The following is a 21,862-nucleotide window of genomic DNA, read 5'->3' as shown; positions in this document are numbered from 1 at the left end:
GTATTCATGACGACTCTTTCGGGCAAGACCGCACTGGTCACCGGTTCCACCAGCGGCATCGGTCTGGGGATCGCGCTGAGCCTGGCCAAGGCTGGCGCCAACCTGATCCTCAACGGTTTCGGCGATGCGTCGACGGTAATCGCTGAGGTCGAGCAATTCGGTGGCAAGGTCGGCCATCACCCGGCCGACGTCAGCGACCCGGCGCAGATCGCCGATATGATCGAGTACGCCGAGCGTGAGTTCGGCGGCGTAGATATCCTGGTCAACAACGCCGGCATCCAGCACGTGGCGGCGGTGGAAGATTTTCCGGTGGAGCGCTGGGACTCGATTATTGCGATCAACCTGTCGTCGGTGTTCCACAGCACCCGCTTGAGCCTGCCGGGCATGCGTACCAAGGGCTGGGGACGCATCATCAACATCGCTTCGGTGCACGGCCAGGTCGGTTCGGTGGGTAAAGCGGCGTATGTCGCGGCCAAGCATGGCGTGATCGGCCTGACCAAAGTGGTCGGCCTGGAAACCGCCACCACCAACGTTACCTGCAACGCCATTTGCCCAGGCTGGGTGCTGACGCCGCTGGTGCAGAAGCAGATTGATGATCGCGCCGCGACCGGGATCGACCCGCAGCAGGCGCAACACGATTTGCTGGCCGAGAAACAGCCCTCCCTGGAATTCGTGACGCCGCCGCAGCTGGGTGAGTTGGTGCTGTTTTTATGCAGCGAAGCCGGTAGCCAGGTGCGTGGCGCAGCGTGGAATATAGATGGTGGGTGGTTGGCGCAGTAGCCTGCCGCCGGGCGAGGGAGCTTGCTCCCGTTCGGCTGCGAAGCAGTCGTAAATAGGTTTTGGGACAGCTGCGCTGTCCAGCGGGAGCAAGCTCCCTCGCCACAAAAGCCTGTGTGTGATGCATAAACAAGAAGAGGCCAAGCCATGTCCGACATCCTCTGGCAACCCGGCACCGAGCGCATCGGCAAGAGCCGCATGGAGGCCTTCCGGCGTTTCGTCAATCAGCGACACACCCTTGGGATCGCCGACTACCCTGCCCTGCACCAATGGAGCATCGACCAGCGGGAAGCCTTCTGGCAGGCCATCGTCGATTTCTTCGACATCCGTTTTCACGATCAGCCAGACGCGGTGCTGATCGAAGGCGCGCAAATGCCCAGCGCCCAGTGGTTCCCCGGCGCTACCTTGAACTTCGCCGAACACCTGCTGCGCCGTCGTGACGATGCCGTGGCAGTCGTCGCCATCGGCGAAAACGGTCAACGGGAACAGCTGACCTGGGCCGAACTGGCAAGCCACGTCGCCGGTTTTCAAAATAGCCTGAAAGCCGCCGGTGTCGGCCTCGGCGACCGCGTGGCAGCGTGTATGCCGAACACCTGGCAGACCCTGGTGGCCATGCTCGCCACCACCAGCCTGGGTGCAATCTGGTCCTGTTCTTCACCGGATTTCGGCACCCACGGGGTGATCGATCGCTTCGGCCAGATCGAACCAAAAGTGCTGATCACCTGCGCCGGCTACCGCTACGCCGGCAAAGAGATCGACCAGACCACCAAGGTCAATGAAATCCTCGGACAGTTGCCGTCCTTGCAGCAATTGATTGTTGTGCCTTATGCGCGTCCTCAAGCGCGCATCGAGGATTTCCGCTGCCAGGCCAACGTGACGCTGTGGGACGATTTTTACGACCCGGGCGGCGAGCCGCAATTCGTTCCCGTGCCTTTCGCCCATCCGCTGTACATCCTCTACTCCAGCGGCACCACCGGCGTACCGAAGTGCATTGTGCACGGCACCGGCGGCGTGCTGCTGCAACACGTCAAGGAACATGGCCTGCACACCGACCTCGGTGCCGGTGACCGTTTGTTCTACTACACCACCTGCGGCTGGATGATGTGGAATTGGCTGGTCTCGGCGTTGGCCGTCGGCAGCGCCGTGGTGCTGTATGACGGCTCGCCGTTTCATCCAGGGCCGGAGCGCTTGATCGACCTGATCGACGACGAACGCCTCAATGTCTTCGGCACCAGCCCGAAATTCCTCACAGCACTGGAAAGCAACGGCTTGAAGCCGTGCGAAAGTCATGACCTGAGCAGCCTGAGAACCATCCTGTCCACCGGCTCGGCGCTGTCGCCGCAAAGCTTCGATTACGTCTACCGCGCGTTCAAGTCCGACCTGTGCCTGTCTTCGATGTCCGGTGGTACCGATATCGTTTCGTGCTTTGTGATTGGCAACCCGGTCCTGCCGGTGCGCCGTGGTGAGATGCAATGCAAGAGCCTGGGCATGGCGGTCGAAGTGTGGAACGACGATGGCAAGCCTGTGATCGGTGAAAAAGGCGAACTGGTGTGCACCCGACATTTTCCGGCCATGCCCATCGGCTTGTGGAACGACCCGCAACAGGAAAAGCTGCGCGCTTCGTATTTCAGCCTGTTCCCCGGCGTCTGGGCCCAGGGCGATTACGCCGAGCAACTGCCCCATGGCGGCATGCTGATCCACGGCCGCTCCGACGCAGTGCTCAACCCCGGCGGCGTACGCATCGGCACGGCGGAAATCTACCGTCAGGTGGAGAAAGTCCCGCAGGTGCTGGACAGCGTCGCCATCGGTCAGCAATGGCAGGATGACGTGCGAGTGGTGCTGTTCGTGCGCTTGCGCGAAGGCGTCGAGCTGGACGAAACGCTGCAACAACAGATCCGCCAGGTCATCCGCGCCAACACCACGCCACGGCATGTGCCGGCGAAGATTGTCGCGGTGACGGACATTCCGCGGACCATCAGCGGCAAGGTGGTCGAACTGGCGGTGCGCAACGTGGTGCATGGCCAGAAGGTGAAGAACACCGATGCACTGGCCAACCCCGAAGCCCTGGAGCAATTTCGAAACCGCCCCGAACTGAACGACTGACGCCTAGACCTACTGTGGGAGCAAGCCCGCTCCCACATTTTTGATCAGCGTCGGCCCCTTCAGTCCATCAGCCCCCATTCACCCGGCGGCTTATGGGGGCCGGGTGTGGCCTCGGCGTGCATTTTCAGGCGCAAGCGCAGATTGTTCACCGAATCAGCATGTTTCAACGCCTCTGCCTCATCGATTGCGCCCTCGGCAAACAGCGCGAACAGCGCCCCGTCAAACGTCTGCATCCCCACCTCTGAAGACTTCTCCATGATCCCCTTGAGTTCGCCAAACTCATTGCGCCGGATCAGGTCGCCGATGGTTGGTGTGCCCAGCATCACCTCCACCGCCGCCCGGCGCTGCCCGTCGCGGGTACGCACCAGACGCTGGGACACAAACGCTTTGAGGTTGTTGCCCAGGTCGTTGAGCAACTGCCCCCGGCGCTCTTCGGGAAAGAAATTGATCACCCGATCCAGCGCCTGATTGGCGTTGTGCGCATGCAACGTGGAAATTACCAGATGACCGGTATCGGCAAACGCCAGCGCATGTTCCATAGTCTCGCGGTCACGGATTTCGCCGATCAACACCACGTCTGGTGCCTGGCGCAACGTGTTTTTCAGCGCAGCGTGGAAACTGCGGGTATCGACGCCGACCTCGCGCTGATTGACGATCGACTTCTTGTGCCGATGGATAAACTCGACCGGGTCTTCGATAGTGATGATATGACCGCTGCTGTGGCGGTTGCGGTAATCGATCAGCGCTGCCAGCGAGGTCGACTTGCCCGAGCCGGTCGAACCGACAAACAGCATCAGCCCTTGTTTGAGCATCACGGTTTCGAGCAGCACCGGTGGCAAGTTGAGGTCTTCGAAGCGTGGAATGTCGAGCTTGATGTTGCGCGCCACGATGGACACATCATTGCGCTGCTTGAAGATATTGAGCCGGAAACGCCCGACCCCGGGCAGGGAAAGTGCCAGGTTCATTTCCAGGTCCCGATCGAACTCCAGGCGCTGTTCGGCGTCCATGATGGACGCGGCAATGGCCGCCACTTCTCCCGGCTTGAACGGTTGATCGGTCAGGGCTTTGAGCACACCGTCAAATTTCGCGCTGGGTGGCGCGCCCGTGGACAGGTAAAGATCGGAGCCATGGCGGCTGGCCAGAATCTGCAACAGTGCATCGATTTCCATGGCAAAAAGCACCCGCGAAGCATTCAATGAAAAAAATGACCCCATGCGGGTCATCCAGCGTCTACCGCCTTGCAAGGATAGTAGACGCCGCCACACTGACTCATGCGCAGGACATGTAGATGAACGCACCACCGACCGCCAGCGATGCCCAGGCCTTGATTGCCCGACTGGACTGGACAAACAACCCGCTGGGCGCCGCCGAAAACTGGCCGCAGAGCTTGCGCACCGCGGTGGACATCGTGATCCACTCGCCAATGCCGATGCTATTGCTGTGGGGCCCGCAGCTCACCCAGATCTACAACGACGGCTTCGCCTTCCTCGCCGGCAGCAAACACCCTCACGCTTTCGGACAACCGACGCACCAGATCTGGCCGGAACTCAAAGACTTTACCGACCCGATTTACAGCGCCGTCCTACAGGGTCAGGTGCGGACCTACAGCGAACAGCGCTTCACCTTGCAACGCGACGGTCGGGATTCCGACTTCTGGCTGGATTTGACCTACAGCCCCATTCGCAACGAAAGCGCCGAGGTTGCCGGGATTCTGGTCACGGCCATCGAAACCAACGAACGTCGCCGCATCGCCCTCGAACTGGAACAACGCTCTGCCGCCAGCCTCAAGGCCCAGCAAGAAACCGAGCAGCGCCTGCAACTGGCACTGGCCGCCACCGATGCCGTCGGCACCTGGGACTGGGACATTGGCGAAGACCGTTTCATCGCCGATGCGCACTTCGCGCAATTGCATGGCGTCGATCCGGCCATGGCCAGCCAGTTGCCGATCAGCGAATACCTCCACGGCGTGCACCCGGAAGACCGCGCCATGATCGCCCGCAGCATCAAGCACTGCATCACCCATGGCAGCGAGTACGCCGAGGAATATCGCTTGCTGCAAGCCGATGGCCAGTTGCGCTGGGTGTTTGCCCGGGGTCGTTGCTACAAGGACCACCATGGCCGGCCGATCCGCTTTCTCGGCGCCGCGCTGGACCTGACCGAACGCAAACACATCGAACAGGCCTTGCGCCAAAGCCAGACCGAGCTGCAACTGATCATCAACGCGATGCCGATCCTGATCAGTTATGTGGACCGCGAAGAGCGCTTTCGCCTGAACAATGCCGCCTATCTGGAATGGTATGGCCTCACGCCCCAGGAGCTTTACGGCCGCACCATTCGTGAAGTGCTCGGCGATGAAGCCTATGCCCTGCGCGCCGAATACATCGCCGAGGCGCTGAAAGGCAAGACCTGTTGTTTCAGCATCAGCGCCGATCACCGCGATGGCAGCACCCGCCAGGCCCTGATGAACTACCTGCCACGCCACGGCGCAGACGGCGCGGTGAATGGTTTCTACATCTTCGTGATCGACGAGACCGAGCGCAAACAGACTGAAGAGGCGCTGCGCAACCTCAACGAAACCCTGGAAGAACGCGTGAGCGCTCGCACCCAACAACTGGCCGAAGCCAACCAGCGACTGCAGAACGAGATGTTCGAGCGTGAGCGTGCCGAAGACGCCTTGCGCCATGCGCAGAAAATGGAAGCGGTCGGCCAGCTCACCGGCGGCATCGCCCATGACTTCAACAACATGCTCACCGGGATCATCGGCAGCCTCGATTTGATGCAGCGCTACATCGCCGATGGGCGCGCGGCCGAGATCGGTCGCTTCACCGAAGCGGCGGTGTCCTCGGCCCATCGCGCCGCCGCCCTGACCCATCGGTTGCTGGCATTCTCAAGGCGTCAGTCACTGGATCGCAGGCCACTGGACGCCAACCAGCTGGTGCATTCCCTGGAAGACTTGCTCAGCCGGACCAAGGGCGATCACATCGAGCTCAAACTGAAGCTGGCCAATGAGGTCTGGCCGGTCAGTACCGATGTCAGCCAACTGGAAAACGCCTTGCTCAACCTCGTGATCAACGCCCGGGATGCGATGCCCGATGGCGGCGAGTTGTTGATCGAAACCGCCAATGTTCACCTCGACGGCAGCGACGTCACTCCGCTGGAGCCAGTCAGGGCCGGGGATTACCTGATGATTGCCGTCAGCGACAACGGTGCCGGCATGACCCCATCAGTACTGGCCAAGGCCTTCGATCCGTTCTTCACCACCAAACCCATCGGCCAGGGCACCGGCCTTGGGTTGTCGATGATCTATGGTTTCGCCCAGCAGTCGGGCGGGCACGTCAGCCTGCACAGCCGGCCTGGCCAGGGCACCAGCGTTCGCCTGTATTTGCCACGGTTGCACGTCGCCCTGCCGGAACACGCGCAGCTGCCGGTCACCGGCGAAGCACCGCCAGCGGTTGCCGGTGAAACCGTGGTGTTGGTGGAAGACGATCCGGCGGTGCGCATGCTGGTGCTCGACCTGCTCAAAGAGTTGGGTTATCACGCCCATGAAGCCGAAGATGCGCAGAGCGCCCTGCCCTTGCTGGAGTCCGACCTGCGGGTCGATCTGCTGGTAACCGACGTCGGGCTGCCGGGCATGAACGGTCGGCAACTGGCGGAAATCGCTCGTCAGCACCGCCCGGAGCTCAAAGTGCTGTTCATTACCGGTTATGCCGAGAAAGCCGCCGAACGCCAGGGCTTCCTGGAGGAAGGCATGGACATGGTGGCCAAACCCTTTTCCATGGACCTGTTGGCCAACAAGATTCGCACGATGATCGGCCAAGCCGGCTGAGTTAAGGCATAATCGCGCGCCCCACGCTGGCACCAACATAGCCACCACCGTTGCAAGGTACGCCCAATGAAAGCCCAAGCCCGCCATATTCTGGTGAAAACCTCGGAAGAAGCCGAGCAGCTCAAACAACGCATCGCCAAGGGTGAAGCCTTCGATGTGCTGGCCAAGAAATACTCCACCTGCCCGTCCGGCAAACGCGGCGGGGATCTTGGCGAAGTACGGCCCGGGCAGATGGTCGGGGCAATCGATGCGGTGATCTTCAAAAAACCGCTGCGGGTGGTGCATGGGCCGATCAAGAGCAAGTTCGGGTATCACTTGGTGCAGGTGTTTTACCGGGACTGATCGGTTGGCTCGATGTACAGGGTGAGGCTTGCCAAAAAAATCACAGCATTCCCAAAGATTGCATTTCAATCTTTGGGGATCAGTGCCCCCGGCACTTGAATCACCCGACTCGCCAAGCGATGCCCCGCTTCAGCAGCCTCGACCGGGCTCCCACCCTTGAGGCGGCAAGCCAGATACGCCGCGCTGAACGAATCTCCCGCCGCCGTGGTGTCCACCACCCGTTCGACCACTTGCGCCGGCACTTCGAACGACTCGCCGTCACAGCGAATCAGACACGCCTCGGCACCGCGCTTGAGCACCACTTCGGGCGTGCCCATCTGCTCGTAAGCGGCAAACACCGCCGCGCAATCGGAAAACTGGAACAGCGCCTGCTCGTCATCAACCGTCAGCAACGCCAGGTCGACATAGGGCAACACTTCGCGATAAGCCGCTCGTGCGTCCTCGACCGAAGCCCATAGGCGTGGTCGATAATTGTTGTCGAACACGATCCGCGCATCCCGCTGTCGGGCTTCGATCAGGGTGTCCAGCAGTTTCTCCCGGCCCTGTTCACCGAGCACCGCCAGGGTGATGCCGCTGAAATACAGCACGTCGTAATCCGGCAGCGCTGCCAGGATCGGCGCGGCCGCCGGGGTGGTAAAGCAATCGCGCACGGCCGCTTCATTGCGCCAGTAGAGAAAACGCCGCTCGCCGGCCGCGTCGGTCTGGATGCAATACAGACCGGGCAAGCGACCGGGCAAACGCTGGACCATGCCCAGGCCGATGTGTTCGCTGGCCCAGCTCTGGCACATCGCATCGCTGAAACTGTCATCACCCAGGGCAGTGACGTAATCCACCGTGCCGCCATCGCCCAGTTCACGGGCCAGATAGACCGCGGTGTTCAGGGTATCGCCGCCGAAGCTCTGTTGCAGAGAGCCGTCGGCGCGCTGCTGCAGTTCGATCATGCACTCGCCGATCAGGGCGATGCGCGGGATGTTGGGGCCCAGAGGGCTGATGTTGTTCATGTTGTGGGGGCTCTTAGAAACAGGTTTCCATGGTTTCGATGACATTCAGCTGCTCATCCACCAGACACCCGATACGCCACTTGTCGAACGTCAAACACGGGTGCGAAGTCCCGAACGAAATGATATCGCCCACCCGCAACTCAACTCCCGGCGCCACGGTCATGAATGCGTGCTGGTCCATCACCGCCGTCACCTTGCAGGCACTCACATCATCGCCGGTCGCCGGCACCACGCCGGCCTTGTAACGCAGCAACGGCACCGGCAAACCGGCGTCGTAGGCCACGTCGCGCTTGCCCAGGGCGATCACCGCAAAACCCGGTTCGGGCAACGACTGCACATGCGCCCAGACTTCCAGCGCCGGGCGCAAACCTTCGTGCAGGTCGCTGCGACGGTCGAGCACGCAACATTGCGCTTCTTTGTAGATGCCATGGTCGTGGGCCACGTAACTGCCGGGGCGCAGCACGCTGAGGAAACGCCCGCCGGCATTCTGCGCTTCGAACGACTCGGCGATCAGGTCGTACCACGCCGACCCCGACGCGGTGATGATCGGCTTGGCAATCGCGAACGCGCCACTGTCCTGCAACTGCACCGCCAGACGCACCAGGGAGGCGGCGAACTCGCGGATGCCGCTCACCGCATGATCACCGTGAATCACCCCTTCGTAGCCCTCGATGCCGGTCAGCGCCAACGCCGGTTGAGCGTTGATAGCCTTGGCCAGTGCCAGCACTTCGGCTTCGGTGCGGCAACCGCAACGACCGCCGACCACGCCGTACTCGATCATCACGTTCAGGCGCACGCCCCGCGAGGCGAAAAACGCGCCGAGGTCGGCGACGTTATCCGGGTGATCGACCATGCAATAGAAATCGAAAGTCGGGTCTGTCAGCAGGTCGGCGATCAGTGCCATGTTCGGCGTGCCGACCAGTTGATTGGCCATCAGCACCCGGCGCACACCATGGGCGTAAGCCGCGCGGGTTTGCGTGGCGCTGGCCAGGGTGATGCCCCAGGCACCGGCGTCCAGTTGGCGACGAAACAGCGCCGGGGTCATGCTGGTTTTACCGTGAGGTGCCAGTTCCGCGCCGCTGTGGCTGACGAAGTCCTGCATCCAGCGAATGTTGTGTTCCAGCGCGTCGCGGTGCAGCACCAGCGCCGGCAGACTGACGTCCCGCACCAGGTTGGCGCCGGTCTGGGCGGCGCCCTTTTCCACGGCGGCGGTATTGATGGCAGTAGACATGGTCGATCTCCTCACACACGGCCGCAGGCAGCCGCTGTTATTCGTTGATACGCCGGGCGAGGCTGTTGGCGCTGTCGATCAGCACCCGGCGATAGTCGTTGTAATTGTTCTTCGCATCGGCCCGTGGGGCGACGATGCACAGGGTCGCGATGGCCACGCCGCTCGGGTCTTTGACCGGGGCGGCGAAGCAATGGGTAAAGGTGTCGGCGACGCTGTCGAAGGAAAAGAATCCGTCGATGGCGGCCTGGCGGATTTCCTCAAGAAACTGCTCCAGTGGCAGGCGTTTGCCGTCGGGCAGGATGAAGTCGTCGGGGTCGATCAAATCGACAATTTGCTGATCGCTCAGGTGCGCCAGCAGCAGGCGCCCGGAAGCGGTCCAGGGGATCGGCGCGTTTTCGCCGATGTCCGAGGAAATGCGGAAATGCCGCTCCCCCTCTTTCATCAATGCCACGGTGTATTTGCGCCCGTTGAGCAGGCACATCTGCGCGGTTTCGCGGGTCTGGCTGACGATTTCCTGCAAGGCGTGATCGGCCTCGCGGGACAGGTCGAAATGACGCAAATGCGCCTGCCCGAGGAAGTACAGCTGACGACCGAGGTAAACGTGACCTTCCTTGCCCACGGGTTCGAGGATGCGCCGCTCCAATAAGGACGCTACCAGTTCATAGATCGTGGATTTCGGGCTGCCGATGCCGCTGGCGATTTCGTTCGGGCGCAGGGGCTGGCCGATTTCCTTGAGGAAATCGAGGATGTCGAACGCCCGGTCCAGACCGCGAGCCCGGCGCTTGATGGTGTCTTCGGTCATTTCAGTGGTCCCATTCAAAGTGCCGGGAGTTTACCCAGAAGGCCGCCTTCGCGGGCAAGCCTCGCTCCTACAGGATTTCGCCGTTTGTAGGAGCGAGGCTTGCCCGCGAAGAATTCACTGCGGTTCAGGCCTTTTTCTTGTACGCGATGCAATCAATCTCGACCTTGCAATCGACCATCATGTTCGCCTGCACGCAGGCCCGGGCTGGGGCGTGTTCGCTTTTGAAGTACTCGGAAAACACCTTGTTGAAACTCCAGAAGTCCCGCGGGTCTTCCAGCCACACGCCCGTGCGCACCACGTCTTCGAGCCCGTAACCGGCCTCTTGCAGAATCGCGATCAGGTTTTTCATGGTCTGGTGAGTCTGCTCGACAATCCCGCCCACGATGATTTCACCATCCACCGCCGGCACTTGGCCGGACACGTGCAGCCAGCCATCGGCTTCGACGGCGCGGGCAAAAGGACGGGGCTGGCCGCCACCGGCGGTGCTGCCGGTGCCGTAACGAGTAATGCTCATGGGTGTTTCTCCTGATTAAAAAGTGAAGGCTTAAAAGCGGGTGCTCTTGAGAAATTCCGCCAGTCGCGGCGACTGCGGGCGCTCGAACAGTTCCTTGGGCGGCCCCTGCTCTTCGATCCGCCCCTGATTCATGAACACGATCTTGTCCGAGACCTCGAAGGCAAAACGCATTTCGTGGGTCACCAGCAGCATGGTCATGCCATCCTCGGCCAGGCCCTTGATCACGTTCAGCACTTCGCCCACCAGTTCCGGATCGAGGGCCGAGGTGACTTCATCGAACAGCATCAAACTCGGGTTCATCGCAATCGCCCGGGCAATCGCCACGCGCTGTTGCTGACCACCGGACAACTGACCGGGGTAATGATCGCGGCGCTCCAGCAGGCCGACCCGCTCCAGCCATTTCTCCGCCAGCGCCACGGCTTCATCCTTGTGCAGTTTTTTCACCTTGAGCAACCCGAGGGTGACGTTCTGCAACGCGGTGAGGTGCGGGAACAGATTGAATTGCTGGAAGGCCATGCCGGTCATGGCGCGATGGCGGGCGATGACTTTTTCCGGGTGGCGCACGCGCTTGCCGTTGACCTCGTCATAGCCGATGGATTCACCGTCGAGCAGAATCTGCCCGCCCTGGAACTCTTCGAGCATGTTCACGCAGCGCAGCAGCGTGGTCTTGCCCGAGCCGCTGGAGCCGATCAGCGTGACCACATTGCCGCGCTGCATGGTCAGGTCGACGCCCTTGAGCACTTCGAGCGGGCCGTATTGTTTGTGCAGGCCGCGGATGTCCAGCAGCGCCTGATTCTGGGTCGAAACTTGAGCTTGTGTCATGGCAAGGCCACCCGCTTTTCAATGTGCCGGCCGAGTAATTCGATGGCGTAGTTGATGACGAAAAACAGCAATCCGGCGAACAGGTAGAACTCCAGGGTCATGAAGGTCCTGGCGATGATCTGTTGAGTGCTGAGCAGCAGCTCGGCGACGCCGATCACCGACAACAAGGTCGACGCCTTGACGATCTCGGTGGACGAGTTGACCCAGGTCGGCAAGATCTGCCGCAACGCCTGGGGCAACAACACATAACCCAGTGCCTGGTAAAACGTCAGGCCGATGGCCTTGCTCGCTTCCATCTGACCGCTGGGCAGCGCTTGCAACGCACCGCGCACGATCTCGGCGACATGGGAACCGCAAAACAGCGTCAGGCCCAAAGTGCCTGCCCCGAAGGCGCTGATTTGCCAGCCCAGTGCCGGCGCCATGTAGAAGCAGGCCAGTACCAATACAAACACCGGCGTGCCGCGAATGATGTCGACGTAGAACCGGAACGGCGCGCGCATCCAGAACGTGCCGTAAGTGAGTACCAGGCCGGCGACGATGCCGACCAGCGTGCCCAGCAAAATCGCCAGGCCCGAGCACTGCACACTGGTCAGGAAGCCCTGCCACAGGACATCCCGGGCCACCCATAACTCATGCAACCAACTGGGGGATTCGTACATGGGGCCTCCTAACGGCGAATCGCCAGACGCTGTTCGAGGTAACGCAGCATCATGGCAATGAGGTAACAGGCCGCAACATAGAGCGCTGTGGTCACCAGCCAGGTTTCGATCACCCGGTAGCTCTCGACATTGATCTTGCGCGCGTAATAGGTCAGCTCCGGCACGGCAATCGCCGCCGCCAGCGAGGTGTCCTTGAACAGCGAAATGAAGTTGTTCGACAGCGCCGGCAGCACATTGCGCAGCATCACCGGCACGGTGATGTACGCCTTGACCTGCCACTCGCCCAAGCCGATCGCCAACCCGGCTTCACGTAGTCCCTTGGGAATGCTCAACAGCCCGCCACGAAACACTTCAGTCAGGTACGCCCCGGCATACAGCGACAGGGTAATGATGAACGACGGGATCTTGTCCAGGCGAATACCCAGGCTCGGCAACGCGAAGTAGATCAACAGAATCAACACCAGAATCGGCGTATTACGGATCACCGTCACATACACCGACGCCAGCCCCCGCAATGCGCGGTGCTTCGACAGCAAAGCAAACGCCATCAGCAGGCCGATCACGCAGCCGATGGCGATCGACACCAGCGCCAGCTCAAGACCCAGACCGAGCCCCGCCAGCAAGGTGTCGAAGTCGCGCCACACGGCGGCAAAATTCAACTGATAGTTCATGGTCAGCAGTACCTTGAGCGGGGCGATGTATCACCGCCCCGCTCTCACGGGATCATTTGAATTCGACTGGGAAACCGATTGCAGGTGTAGGCAGGTCGACACCGAACCACTGCTTGAACGATGCCGCGTAAGTCGGGAATTCAACGCCGGTCATGCCTTCATGCAGCACGGTGTTGACGAAGTTCAGCCAATCCTGATCGCCGCGTTTGACCGCACAGGCGTAGGTCTGCGGGCTCCAGGCGTAGGTCGGGCTGCGATAACGGCCTGGGTTCTGCACCATCAGGTATTTCACCGACGACTGATCGGTGGCCGCCGCGTCGGCACGGCCGGAGTTCACCGCCTGATACATCAGATCCACGCTGTCGTACTGATCGACCTTGGCCTTGGGCAGCGCCTGATGCACCAGTTCTTCGGCGTACACGTTCTGCAGTACCGCCACGGTCACACCGTCGGCGGCGGCCCTGAGGTCCTCGATTTCCTTGTACTTGCTGTTGGCCGGCAGCAACAGACCAACACCTTCGCGGTAGTACGGCAGCGTGAACGCGACCTGTTGGGCGCGGCTGGCGGTCACGGTGATGAACTGGCAACTCATGTCGACCTTGTCGGTCAGCAGATTCGGAATCCGCGCATCGGACGACTGCACCACGAACTCGACCTTGCTCGGGTCGTTGAACAACCCCTTGGCCACCATCCGCGCGATATCGATATCAAAACCCTGCAACTTGCCGTCCGCTCCCTGGAAGTGCCACGGCGCATTGGTACTGCCCGTGCCCACAATCAATTTCCCACGGGCCAGCACGCTGTCGAGCTTGCTGTCTGCCGCTTGAGCGACACCCACGGCAGCGGCCGAAGCCGCGAGAACGAAAACACACGCTTTAAACAAGGAAGGTCGGCGATGCATGGCAAGCACTCCAGGGCTGTGTTTATTCCGTTATACCGGAACAAGGTATGTAACAACGGAATAGACAGCAGAAAGTGTGCCACAGGATGTGGCCGGAATCTCGGAGGATTTGAAAAGTGTTTTGAATCAAATGGATGCGCACAGGCGCGAAGAAAGTGTTACGAAAAGACAGCTGGCTGAACGCTACCGTTGGCTACAGGCTGTGTGTGGTTGAGTCACATTGCGGTGCATTGCAGGTCAAAAAGAAGCAGAGCACACCTGTAATTTCTGACAGTAGACCCACCCGCTCGCCTCCTTTAACGTCAAAGGGCCTTCGATAGTCTTTGAAAAGGAGATTTCAATGAGTTCGATGTCCACCCAGTCATTGGATCCGGCCTACCGCAAAGCGCTCAACACTTGGCGCCCGGTGATTCTGTATTTCGGCAACGACCACTGTCCCGCCTGCGAAGGGGCCGGACCGGTTTTCCAGGCCATTGCCGAGAAGTACAAAGATCATGCGTGCATCTATATGCTGGATACGAGCAAGTCCCCTCGGCATCCGGAAGTCAAAGGCACACCCACTTTGCTGTTCTACGAGGAGGGGAAGCTGCTGACGAAGCTCAAGGGCATAGGCACCCCGGAAACCCTGGAAGAACATTTCAAAAAGCACATCGGCAAGCTCAGGCCCAAACAGATTGCCCACAAACCCCGCCACGACTTGCCGTGGTTGCAGAGAACCCTCAGCACTTTATGCACTGCGCCTCGGGCACGGGAGCGGTTGAATGCACGTTTGATGAGTAATGCAATGGGCAGATAACTGACCTGTAGCAGCAGCCTTGCGCTGCTCGGCAGCTGCTACAAAAAGTGCCCGCCGGTGTGTTTATCGTCCGGAAAAACGCAGCCGCGACAACATCCGCAGGTCGCCCTCGCGGTAATAGTCATCGGTCCAGCTGTCATCCGCCGCCAACGGCCGGACCTGCTTGAGTTGCAGTTTCTTTGCGAAGTAGCGGAACCGGTAATGTTCGTAGAAGCGCAGCAGTTCCAGCCCGTAACGATCGGCCAGGTCGGTGTCGCCACGGATGATCAGGTAGTTTTCGTCATTGCCGTTGCTGGCCGCGTCACTGAGGTTGTGGCTGCCGCTGATGATGGTCGGTGAATCGCTGGTGAAATCGACGACGATGGCTTTGGTGTGCACCAGCAGGTTGCCCTTCTGGCCTTTCATGTTTTCCTTGAGCCAGCCTTCAAGGCCGGTGTTGAGCAGCGCGGTGGCGGCGAACTCGGCGGTGCGGTCGGCATGGAAACCGGTGATGTTGCTGACCGTGTTTTGCAGGCCGTAACGCAAGATGTCGTCGTGGGGTTGGCCGAGCAGCGCGTTGAGTATTTTGTCCGGCAAGGTGAATGCGGTGACAAACAGCAGGTCTTTTTTGGCGGCGTTGATGATCTTGATGAACTCACTCAAGTCGCCCTCGCCCGAGCGCGGTGAAAAACCGGCGAACAGCGGCTGGTCAGGCTGCATCGGATTATGTTCGGTGAGCCAGTCCCGTGTGGCGCCGACGTCCGTCGGTGTGGCCCAGACCTGCTCGAAGGTTTGCAGGTAAGTGGCGCCGATCCGAGCGTCGTCCAGCACATGCACGACATTGGCCTGACGGTAAACGCCGTTGGCAGTGAAGTTGGTGCTGCCGCAGAGTACTGCTTCGGGCTGATGCTGCCCCGCGGCATCGAGCCGGCTCAGGACCATGAACTTGTCGTGAAAGATATTGTGGGTGACTCGCCCGCGTTTGTTCGCCGCCGGGATTTTTTCCAGGCTGGCTTCGTTCAGCGCCGTGGTGTCTTCGCCGGGTTGGGCGTGGTACAGGACCCGAACCTTTACGCCACGCTCGAAGGCGGCGTTCACCGCATCGACGATCGCCTGCAACTGGTATTCATAGATCGCGATGTCCAGCGCCCACTGGCCATCCACGGCACGTTCGATAAACCCGAGCAGGCGTGCGAGCAGACCATTTTCCAGCCATTGCCGCGGCGCATCGGGCCATTCTTCGATGGGCAGTGTCTTGTTGACGCTGAGCAGCGCATCGAGGTCGGCGAATTTGCGCTGGAACGCCTGACTGGCAGCCACTGCTCGGTTGAATATCACGTTCTGCCCCTTGGGCAGGCCATTGTCCGTGGTGACCGTCACTTCCAGGCTTTCACCCAACTGTGGCGTATCGGCAGTGCCATAGGCCAGGTGAACCCGATAATGGATCGTCACACCCGGATTGACTGCGTAATCGGCCCAGCGAAACTTCTGCAAAGGCGCGGCATCGCTGGGGGTGGCGTGAAACTGGGGGAACGTATGATCCTTGCCGGGAAAGGTCAGGCTGTTGAACAGAAACAACCAGGGTTTGTCACCTTGCTGTTTTTCGATGGCAAACCCCAGCAGGCCTTTGCGGCGGGGTTCGGCCAGGTCGATGGCCAGCAGCACACCGTTGGTGCCGGCGTAGGCTTTGACGCGGAAATCGTCCTGATCGTTGCGGGCTAGAACGCGCATGGGTCACTCCTGTGATGGGTTTGTTTACAGAGCATAGGGCAGCGATGCGATGGGGCCAGCACTGTCAGCACAAAACTCAACCTGAAATCAGCTCATCGATATGTCGATAATCAACCTGTAACTGCGCTGCCAACACCTTTGCCCGCCCGAGTCGAATCGGCCCGCGCTCGATGTCGATCAGCAACCCCGGACAATCCAGCTCCGGCAATGTCGACCATTCCTTCAACCGTCCATCCGTCACTAGCAACAGCCGCTGCTGTTCGGCCGGAAAACGCTTTTGCCGTGCCACCAGCCAGTGCCCCGCCTCGCCCAGCGCCGCCAGCATCGGCGTCCCGCCGCCGGCGCCCAATCCCTCGAGCCAATCGCGTAAGCCCGCAGAAGCTTTCAACCCCTGCACCTGCCACTTCGGCAAGTGACCGCTGGCGGTCAGCAAAGCCAGGCGTGCGCGCTGGCGATAGGCATCGTCGAACAGTTGTGCCAGCAAGCCCTTGGCATCGCTCAACGCCTGATGGCGCCGGGTCGAGGTCGAGGCATCGACGATCACCAGCCACAGTTCATGCGGGGTGCGGGTCCGCAGATGGAACAATAGGTCATCGCGTTGACGCGGTCGGCCATTGAGCAAGGTGCCGGGCCAGTTGACCGATCCGCTACGGGCGGCGTGACGCTTGCCCTGTTTACCGTGATCCAGCCGGCCTGCGCGGGGTCTGGCATTCGCCCCCGCGTCTGATCGAGGGCGAATGCCTAGGGCTTTTTTGGCCAGCTCGGCACTTCACGTCGAGCACCGACCGGCAGCGCCTGGGCGGGCATTTCGCCCCACTGGCCCTGACCTTCGTTCGGGTTGGTGGTTTGCGCAGGGGATTGCTGTGGCGCTTGGGAGTTTTGCGGCGCAGAGGTCGAATGCTCCCGACGACGATGACGCAAGGCAAATTCGGCGACCGCGTCGATATCCTCTTCGGCAATGGCGTTCGCACCGCGCCAGGCCGCATGTGCCCGCGCCGCGCGCAGCCAGACCAGATCGGCCCGCAAGCCGTCGACACCGGCAGCAAAGCAGAGCTCGGTGATCTGCGCCAGTGCGGCATCGTCGAGCGGGATGCTCGCCAGGGCCGCACGCGCCTTCTGGCAACGCTCGCGCAGGGCGTGTTGCTGACTTTCCCACTCGGCGCAGAAGCCTTGCGGATCGCTGTCGAAATCCAGTCGACGACGGATGATCTGGCCGCGCTCGGCGGGTGCGGTATGGCCACTGAGGGCGACGTTCAGGCCAAAGCGGTCGAGCAGTTGCGGGCGCAGTTCGCCCTCTTCCGGGTTCATGGTGCCGATCAGCACAAACTTCGCCGAATGCCGATGGGAAATCCCGTCGCGCTCGATCAGGTTGGTGCCGCTGGCGGCCACATCGAGCAGCAGGTCCACGAGATGGTCGGGCAGCAAGTTCACTTCATCGACGTAGAGCACACCGCCGTCGGCCTTGGCCAATACACCCGGAGAAAACTGTGCGCGCCCTTCGCTCAAGGCCGCGTCGAGATCGAGGGTGCCGACCAGCCGTTCTTCGGTGGCGCCCAGGGGCAAGGTAACGAATTGACCGCTGGCCAGCAGGTCCGCCAGGCCTCGGGCCAGGGTCGACTTGGCCATGCCGCGCGGGCCTTCGATCAGCACGCCTCCGATTTTCGGGTCGATGGCGGTCAGGTACAGGGCGAGCTTCAAGTCATCGGCGCCGACCACGGCGGAGAGCGGGAAATGGGGGGTGTCGGTCATGTTCAAATCTCGGTCATGGTCGGTGATTACTCTGTGGCGAGGGAGCTTGCTCCCGCTCGGCTGCGTAGCAGTCGTAAAACCTGAAAATGCGGTGTGCCTGACAGAGCCTGGTTTTTTGTTTTGGGGCTGCTGCGCAGCCCAACGGGAGCAAGCTCCCTCGCCACAAATTTCCTTTGCTCACCGGCTAACTGTCTTCTTCTATGTCCAGCAACAAATTCTCCAGCGCCTCGCGGTATTCACCCGGCTCCTGCCACATCCCCCGTTGCTGCGCTTCGAGCAGGCGCTCGGTCATGTCGCGCAAGGCGTGGGGATTGTGTTCGCGAACAAACTCCCGGGTCGCCGGATCAAGCAAATAGGCGTCCGCCAGCAACGCATACTGGTGATCGTCGATCAACTGCGTGGTGGCGTCGAACGCAAACAGGTTATCGACCGTCGCCGCCAGTTCGAACGCGCCTTTATAGCCATGACGCTTGATCCCGTCGATCCATTTCGGATTGGCCGCCCGGGAACGGATCACCCGGTTCAGCTCTTCCTTCAATGTGCGGATCTTCGGCAAGTCCGGCTGACTGTGGTCGCCGTGATAACTCGCCGCCGCTGCGCCGCCGAGGCTTTCGACGGCCGCCAGCATGCCGCCCTGGAACTGGTAATAGTCGTTGGAATCGAGCAAGTCGTGCTCGCGGTTGTCCTGATTTTGCAGCACGGCCTGCACCTGGCTCAGACGCTGGGCGAACTGCTCGCGTGCGGCGGTGCCTTCATCGGAGCCGCCGTAAGCGTAGCCGCCCCAGTTCAGGTAAACCTCGGCCAGGTCTTCGCGGCTCTGCCACAAACGACCGTCGATGGCACCTTGCACGCCGGCACCGTAAGCACCCGGTTTGGCCCCGAAGATCCGCCAGCCGGCCTGTCGCCTGGCCGCTTCTTCATCCAGACCGGACGTCAGCAGCGCTTCGCGCTCGGCACGAACCTTGGCTGCCAACGGGTTGAGATCGTCCGGTTCATCCAGCGCGGCGACCGCTTGCACGGCGGCGTCGAACAGCCGGATCAGGTTGGCAAAAGCATCGCGGAAGAATCCGGAGACGCGCAAGGTCACGTCCACCCGCGGCCGGTCCAGCAGGCTCAACGGCAGAATCTCGAAGTCGTCGACCCGCTGACTGCCCGTCGCCCACACCGGCCGCACACCCATCAAGGCCATGGCCTGGGCAATGTCATCGCCGCCGGTGCGCATGGTCGCGGTGCCCCAGACCGACAGGCCGAGCTGGCGCAAGTGATCGCCATGATCCTGCAAGTGCCGTTCAAGAATCAGGTTCGCGGATTGAAAACCGATGCGCCACGCCGTGGTGGTCGGCAGGTTGCGCACGTCCACCGAATAGAAATTGCGCCCGGTGGGCAACACGTCCAGCCGTCCACGGCTGGGCGCACCACTCGGCCCGGCCGGGACGAATCGCCCGCTGAGGGCGTCCAGCAGGCCGCGCATTTCCGCCGGGCCGCAGGCGTCCAGGCGCGGGGCGACGACCTCGCGCAAACTGTCGATGATCGCGCTCACGTCGGACCAGCCTGGCTGGTTCAACGGAGCAATTTCAGCGCTCAAGGCTTGCTCGATCAACTGCGCGGCGAACAGTTCCAGACGCTCACGGGTATCCCCCGCCGTGCGCCACAGCTCATCACTGACCGCCTGCAAGGCATCCGGCCGAGGACCGTTCCAAGGATCAGCCAACACGCAATCCAGTGGATCGAAGCCCAATTCGAACGCCTTGGCCAGCGCCCGCAGCACGCTCGATTGCGCGCCACGACCGTCACCGCGAGGAATGCGCAGCAAGGCCAATAAAGTGTCGATGCGCAATCGCCCGGTCGGCGACTCGCCAAACACGTGCAGGCCATCGCGGATCTGCGATTCCTTCAAGTCACACAGGTAAGTGTCCAGGCGCGGCAACCAGATCGCCGCGTCGGCATCGCTGTCGAGCTTCTCGTCCAGCTGCAGTTCGCGATCAATGTGCGTGTCGCGCACCAGTTGCAGAATGTCGCGTTGCAGTTCCCGGGCGCGGCGCGGATCGAGCAACTGCGCTTCGTAATATTCGTCAGCCAACAACTCAAGGTTGCGCAGCGGGCCGTAGGTTTCGGCGCGGGTCAGCGGTGGCATCAGGTGATCGATGATCACCGCTTGCGTGCGGCGCTTGGCTTGGGCACCCTCGCCCGGGTCGTTGACGATGAACGGATAGATGTTCGGCAGCGGTCCGAGCAGCGCGTCGGGCCAGCAGTTTTCAGATAACCCGACGCCCTTGCCCGGCAGCCATTCGAGGTTACCGTGCTTGCCGACATGGATCACGCCGTGGGCGCCGTAGGTGTTGCGCAACCAGAAGTAGAACGCCAGATAACCGTGGGGCGGCACCAGGTCCGGGTCGTGATAGACCGCGCTCGGGTCAACCTGATAACCCCGCGCCGGTTGAATGCCGACGAAGGTCAGGCCGAAGCGCAACCCGGCAATCATCATTCGCCCGCCACGGAACATCGGATCGCTTTCGGGCGTGCCCCAACGTTGCAGCACCGCCTCGCGATTGGCTTCGGGCAGTGCGTTGAACATCAAAAAGTAATCATCCAGCGCCAGGCTTTGCTGGCACGGACGTTGATCGATAGTGTCCAGATCATTGCTGACACCACCAAGCAGTTGCTGGATCAGCGCGGTGCCGCTGTCCGGCAACTCGGCCGGCAACGGATAACCTTCGGCGTACAGGGCACGCAGGATGTTCAGCGCCGCGGCCGGGGTGTCGAGACCGACGCCATTACCGATGCGTCCATCGCGAGTCGGGTAGTTGGCGAGGATCAGGGCGATGCGTTTTTCGCTGTTGGGCAGCCGCGCCAGATCGATCCAGCGCCGCGCCAGTTCAGCGACAAAATCCATGCGTTCCGGTTGTGGTCGATAGCAAACCACATCGGACTGACTGCGCTCGCTGCGCCACGCCAGATCCTTGAAGCTGATCGGCCGACTGATGATTCGCCCGTCCAGCTCCGGCAGCGCGATGTGCATCGCCAAGTCACGGGGACCGAGGCCTTGCTCGCTGGCAAGCCAGCCGGGCTCGTTGTCCTGGGCGCAGATCGCCTGGATCACCGGGATGTTGCGACGAAACGGCCGCAGGTGCGGCGCTTCAGGGCTGGACTGGGCGAAACCGGTGGTGTTCAGAATCACCCCCGCCTCAACTTCATCCAGCCAGTCCTCGACCACCGCCAGGCAGCCGGGCTCTTTCAGACTGGCCAGCGCAATCGGCAACGGGTTGAGCCCTGCCGCCTGCAAACGCTGGCAGAAAATATCGATGAAACCGGTGTTCGCCGCCTGCAAGTGCGAGCGGTAAAACAGCACCGCCGCCACCGGCTGATCGGCTTGCCAATCGGCTTGCCAATCCTGAAGGTGCGCGGGGCTTTTTTGCGGGTGGTAGATCGCGGTGCGTGGCAGGGTTTGCGGCTCGGACCATGGATAATCACGACCCAGCCAACGACTGGCAAGGCAGCGAAACAGGTCGAGCGCATTGGCCATGCCGCCCTGACGCAGGAAGTGCCAGAGCCGGTCGCGGTCTTCGGGGGCCACGGTGCTCAGATCGCTGAGTTCCGGGTCCGGGCGATCGTCACCCGGCACCAGAATCAACTGCACACCGCGCTGGGACAATTCCACCAGACGCTCGATGCCGTAACGCCAATAGGCGATGCCGCCGTGCAGCGAGATCAGAATCACCTTGGCGTGGCGCAGCACTTCGTCGACATAAAGATCGACCGAGGCGTGATTCTGCACCTGCATCGGGTTGGCCAGGCGCAGGCTCGGGTAATCGTCGGGCAGCTGCTGCGCCGCCTCGGCGAGCAACGCCAGACTGGAATCGCCGCTGCACAGGATCACCAGCTCGGCGGGGGTTTGTCCAAGGTCGGCAATGTTGTCATCCGACACGAAACCGCCGGGCTGGGTCCTGAGCAGGTGCAT

At 61.5% G+C, this 21,862-nt stretch carries 18 protein-coding genes; 5 read left to right on the top strand and 13 right to left on the bottom strand.

What is annotated here, in order from left to right; all coding sequences use genetic code 11:
• Nucleotides 1–6: 6 nt before the first annotated feature.
• Nucleotides 7–780 (top strand): 3-hydroxybutyrate dehydrogenase, encoded by a 774-nt coding sequence (gene hbdH, locus AC1DIS_RS11810; RefSeq protein ID WP_018927665.1) that lies wholly within the window; start codon nucleotides 7–9, stop codon nucleotides 778–780.
• Between the two features lie 144 nt (nucleotides 781–924).
• Nucleotides 925–2,880, top strand: a complete 1,956-nt coding sequence (locus tag AC1DIS_RS11805; protein WP_477743956.1) for an acetoacetate--CoA ligase — start codon at nucleotides 925–927, stop codon at nucleotides 2,878–2,880.
• A 59-nt stretch (nucleotides 2,881–2,939) separates the two neighbouring features.
• Here AC1DIS_RS11805 and AC1DIS_RS11800 read toward each other — a convergent pair whose 3' ends face one another.
• Nucleotides 2,940–4,049, bottom strand: coding sequence for a PilT/PilU family type 4a pilus ATPase (locus AC1DIS_RS11800; RefSeq protein WP_477743955.1), 1,110 nt, complete (start codon nucleotides 4,047–4,049; stop codon nucleotides 2,940–2,942).
• Nucleotides 4,050–4,168: 119 nt separating this feature from the next.
• Here AC1DIS_RS11800 and AC1DIS_RS11795 point away from each other — a divergent pair, with 119 nt between their 5' ends.
• Together AC1DIS_RS11795 and AC1DIS_RS11790 are read left to right on the top strand one after the other, a co-directional pair.
• Nucleotides 4,169–6,706: a PAS domain-containing hybrid sensor histidine kinase/response regulator gene (locus tag AC1DIS_RS11795; RefSeq protein WP_477743954.1), complete on the top strand. Its 2,538-nt coding sequence runs from the start codon at nucleotides 4,169–4,171 to the stop codon at nucleotides 6,704–6,706.
• 66 nt (nucleotides 6,707–6,772) lie between these two features.
• On the top strand, nucleotides 6,773–7,048 hold the full coding sequence (locus AC1DIS_RS11790; protein ID WP_007933743.1) for a peptidylprolyl isomerase: 276 nt from the start codon (nucleotides 6,773–6,775) through the stop codon (nucleotides 7,046–7,048).
• Between the two features lie 65 nt (nucleotides 7,049–7,113).
• Here AC1DIS_RS11790 and AC1DIS_RS11785 read toward each other — a convergent pair whose 3' ends face one another.
• From AC1DIS_RS11785 to AC1DIS_RS11750, 8 genes are all read right to left on the bottom strand, one after another.
• Nucleotides 7,114–8,049 carry a sugar kinase gene (locus AC1DIS_RS11785; protein ID WP_477743953.1) on the bottom strand — a complete coding sequence of 312 codons (936 nt, stop codon included), beginning with the start codon at nucleotides 8,047–8,049 and terminating at the stop codon, nucleotides 7,114–7,116.
• Nucleotides 8,050–8,062: 13 nt separating this feature from the next.
• Nucleotides 8,063–9,280 carry an amino acid deaminase gene (locus AC1DIS_RS11780; RefSeq protein ID WP_064617092.1) on the bottom strand — a complete coding sequence of 406 codons (1,218 nt, stop codon included), beginning with the start codon at nucleotides 9,278–9,280 and terminating at the stop codon, nucleotides 8,063–8,065.
• A gap of 37 nt (nucleotides 9,281–9,317) precedes the next feature.
• Nucleotides 9,318–10,082: an IclR family transcriptional regulator gene (locus AC1DIS_RS11775; RefSeq protein WP_138867277.1), complete on the bottom strand. Its 765-nt coding sequence runs from the start codon at nucleotides 10,080–10,082 to the stop codon at nucleotides 9,318–9,320.
• 124 nt (nucleotides 10,083–10,206) lie between these two features.
• On the bottom strand, nucleotides 10,207–10,596 hold the full coding sequence (locus AC1DIS_RS11770) for a RidA family protein (RefSeq protein WP_019649173.1): 390 nt from the start codon (nucleotides 10,594–10,596) through the stop codon (nucleotides 10,207–10,209).
• Between the two features lie 30 nt (nucleotides 10,597–10,626).
• Nucleotides 10,627–11,418: an amino acid ABC transporter ATP-binding protein gene (locus tag AC1DIS_RS11765; RefSeq protein ID WP_018927657.1), complete on the bottom strand. Its 792-nt coding sequence runs from the start codon at nucleotides 11,416–11,418 to the stop codon at nucleotides 10,627–10,629.
• Complete coding sequence (locus tag AC1DIS_RS11760; RefSeq protein WP_018927656.1) at nucleotides 11,415–12,077, bottom strand: amino acid ABC transporter permease; 663 nt, start codon at nucleotides 12,075–12,077, stop codon at nucleotides 11,415–11,417. The genes AC1DIS_RS11765 and AC1DIS_RS11760 overlap by 4 nt, the downstream gene beginning before the upstream one ends.
• Before the next feature lie 8 nt (nucleotides 12,078–12,085).
• On the bottom strand, nucleotides 12,086–12,748 hold the full coding sequence (locus tag AC1DIS_RS11755; RefSeq protein ID WP_018927655.1) for an amino acid ABC transporter permease: 663 nt from the start codon (nucleotides 12,746–12,748) through the stop codon (nucleotides 12,086–12,088).
• A gap of 52 nt (nucleotides 12,749–12,800) precedes the next feature.
• Nucleotides 12,801–13,649 (bottom strand): transporter substrate-binding domain-containing protein, encoded by an 849-nt coding sequence (locus tag AC1DIS_RS11750; protein WP_019578493.1) that lies wholly within the window; start codon nucleotides 13,647–13,649, stop codon nucleotides 12,801–12,803.
• 340 nt (nucleotides 13,650–13,989) lie between these two features.
• Between AC1DIS_RS11750 and AC1DIS_RS11745 the strand changes: the two genes are divergently transcribed.
• A complete protein-coding gene (locus AC1DIS_RS11745) occupies nucleotides 13,990–14,445 on the top strand; it encodes a thioredoxin family protein (RefSeq protein ID WP_477743952.1) in 456 nt (151 codons plus the stop codon).
• A 63-nt stretch (nucleotides 14,446–14,508) separates the two neighbouring features.
• Here AC1DIS_RS11745 and AC1DIS_RS11740 read toward each other — a convergent pair whose 3' ends face one another.
• From AC1DIS_RS11740 to cobN, 4 genes are all read right to left on the bottom strand, one after another.
• The gene (locus AC1DIS_RS11740; RefSeq protein ID WP_138867275.1) at nucleotides 14,509–16,155 is read right to left on the bottom strand and encodes a phospholipase D-like domain-containing protein; all 1,647 of its coding nucleotides are present in this window, start codon (nucleotides 16,153–16,155) and stop codon (nucleotides 14,509–14,511) included.
• 76 nt (nucleotides 16,156–16,231) lie between these two features.
• On the bottom strand, nucleotides 16,232–16,777 hold the full coding sequence (locus AC1DIS_RS11735) for a vWA domain-containing protein (RefSeq protein ID WP_477743951.1): 546 nt from the start codon (nucleotides 16,775–16,777) through the stop codon (nucleotides 16,232–16,234).
• A 119-nt stretch (nucleotides 16,778–16,896) separates the two neighbouring features.
• A complete protein-coding gene (locus AC1DIS_RS11730; RefSeq protein ID WP_477743950.1) occupies nucleotides 16,897–17,904 on the bottom strand; it encodes a magnesium chelatase ATPase subunit I in 1,008 nt (335 codons plus the stop codon).
• Nucleotides 17,905–18,088: 184 nt separating this feature from the next.
• Nucleotides 18,089–21,862, bottom strand: coding sequence for a cobaltochelatase subunit CobN (gene cobN, locus AC1DIS_RS11725; RefSeq protein ID WP_192351058.1), 3,774 nt, complete (start codon nucleotides 21,860–21,862; stop codon nucleotides 18,089–18,091).

Source organism: Pseudomonas sp. 05N433, assembly GCF_056396925.1.
Note: the sequence above shows the minus strand (reverse complement) of the source record. Positions and strands in the feature narration are given on the sequence as shown.

What these genes read in the sequence shown, in the direction of transcription:
- AC1DIS_RS11805 (WP_477743956.1), top strand. Translation starts at nt 925, where the DNA reads ATGTCCGACATCCTCTGGCAACCCGGCACCGAGCGCATCGGCAAGAGC.
- hbdH (WP_018927665.1), top strand. Translation starts at nt 7, where the DNA reads ATGACGACTCTTTCGGGCAAGACCGCACTGGTCACCGGTTCCACCAGC.
- AC1DIS_RS11750 (WP_019578493.1), bottom strand. Translation starts at nt 13,649, where the DNA reads ATGCATCGCCGACCTTCCTTGTTTAAAGCGTGTGTTTTCGTTCTCGCG.
- AC1DIS_RS11785 (WP_477743953.1), bottom strand. Translation starts at nt 8,049, where the DNA reads ATGAACAACATCAGCCCTCTGGGCCCCAACATCCCGCGCATCGCCCTG.
- AC1DIS_RS11765 (WP_018927657.1), bottom strand. Translation starts at nt 11,418, where the DNA reads ATGACACAAGCTCAAGTTTCGACCCAGAATCAGGCGCTGCTGGACATC.
- AC1DIS_RS11795 (WP_477743954.1), top strand. Translation starts at nt 4,169, where the DNA reads ATGAACGCACCACCGACCGCCAGCGATGCCCAGGCCTTGATTGCCCGA.
- cobN (WP_192351058.1), bottom strand. Translation starts at nt 21,862, where the DNA reads ATGCACCTGCTCAGGACCCAGCCCGGCGGTTTCGTGTCGGATGACAAC.
- AC1DIS_RS11770 (WP_019649173.1), bottom strand. Translation starts at nt 10,596, where the DNA reads ATGAGCATTACTCGTTACGGCACCGGCAGCACCGCCGGTGGCGGCCAG.
- AC1DIS_RS11780 (WP_064617092.1), bottom strand. Translation starts at nt 9,280, where the DNA reads ATGTCTACTGCCATCAATACCGCCGCCGTGGAAAAGGGCGCCGCCCAG.
- AC1DIS_RS11740 (WP_138867275.1), bottom strand. Translation starts at nt 16,155, where the DNA reads ATGCGCGTTCTAGCCCGCAACGATCAGGACGATTTCCGCGTCAAAGCC.
- AC1DIS_RS11760 (WP_018927656.1), bottom strand. Translation starts at nt 12,077, where the DNA reads ATGTACGAATCCCCCAGTTGGTTGCATGAGTTATGGGTGGCCCGGGAT.
- AC1DIS_RS11730 (WP_477743950.1), bottom strand. Translation starts at nt 17,904, where the DNA reads ATGACCGACACCCCCCATTTCCCGCTCTCCGCCGTGGTCGGCGCCGAT.
- AC1DIS_RS11755 (WP_018927655.1), bottom strand. Translation starts at nt 12,748, where the DNA reads ATGAACTATCAGTTGAATTTTGCCGCCGTGTGGCGCGACTTCGACACC.
- AC1DIS_RS11775 (WP_138867277.1), bottom strand. Translation starts at nt 10,082, where the DNA reads ATGACCGAAGACACCATCAAGCGCCGGGCTCGCGGTCTGGACCGGGCG.
- AC1DIS_RS11745 (WP_477743952.1), top strand. Translation starts at nt 13,990, where the DNA reads ATGAGTTCGATGTCCACCCAGTCATTGGATCCGGCCTACCGCAAAGCG.
- AC1DIS_RS11790 (WP_007933743.1), top strand. Translation starts at nt 6,773, where the DNA reads ATGAAAGCCCAAGCCCGCCATATTCTGGTGAAAACCTCGGAAGAAGCC.
- AC1DIS_RS11800 (WP_477743955.1), bottom strand. Translation starts at nt 4,049, where the DNA reads ATGGAAATCGATGCACTGTTGCAGATTCTGGCCAGCCGCCATGGCTCC.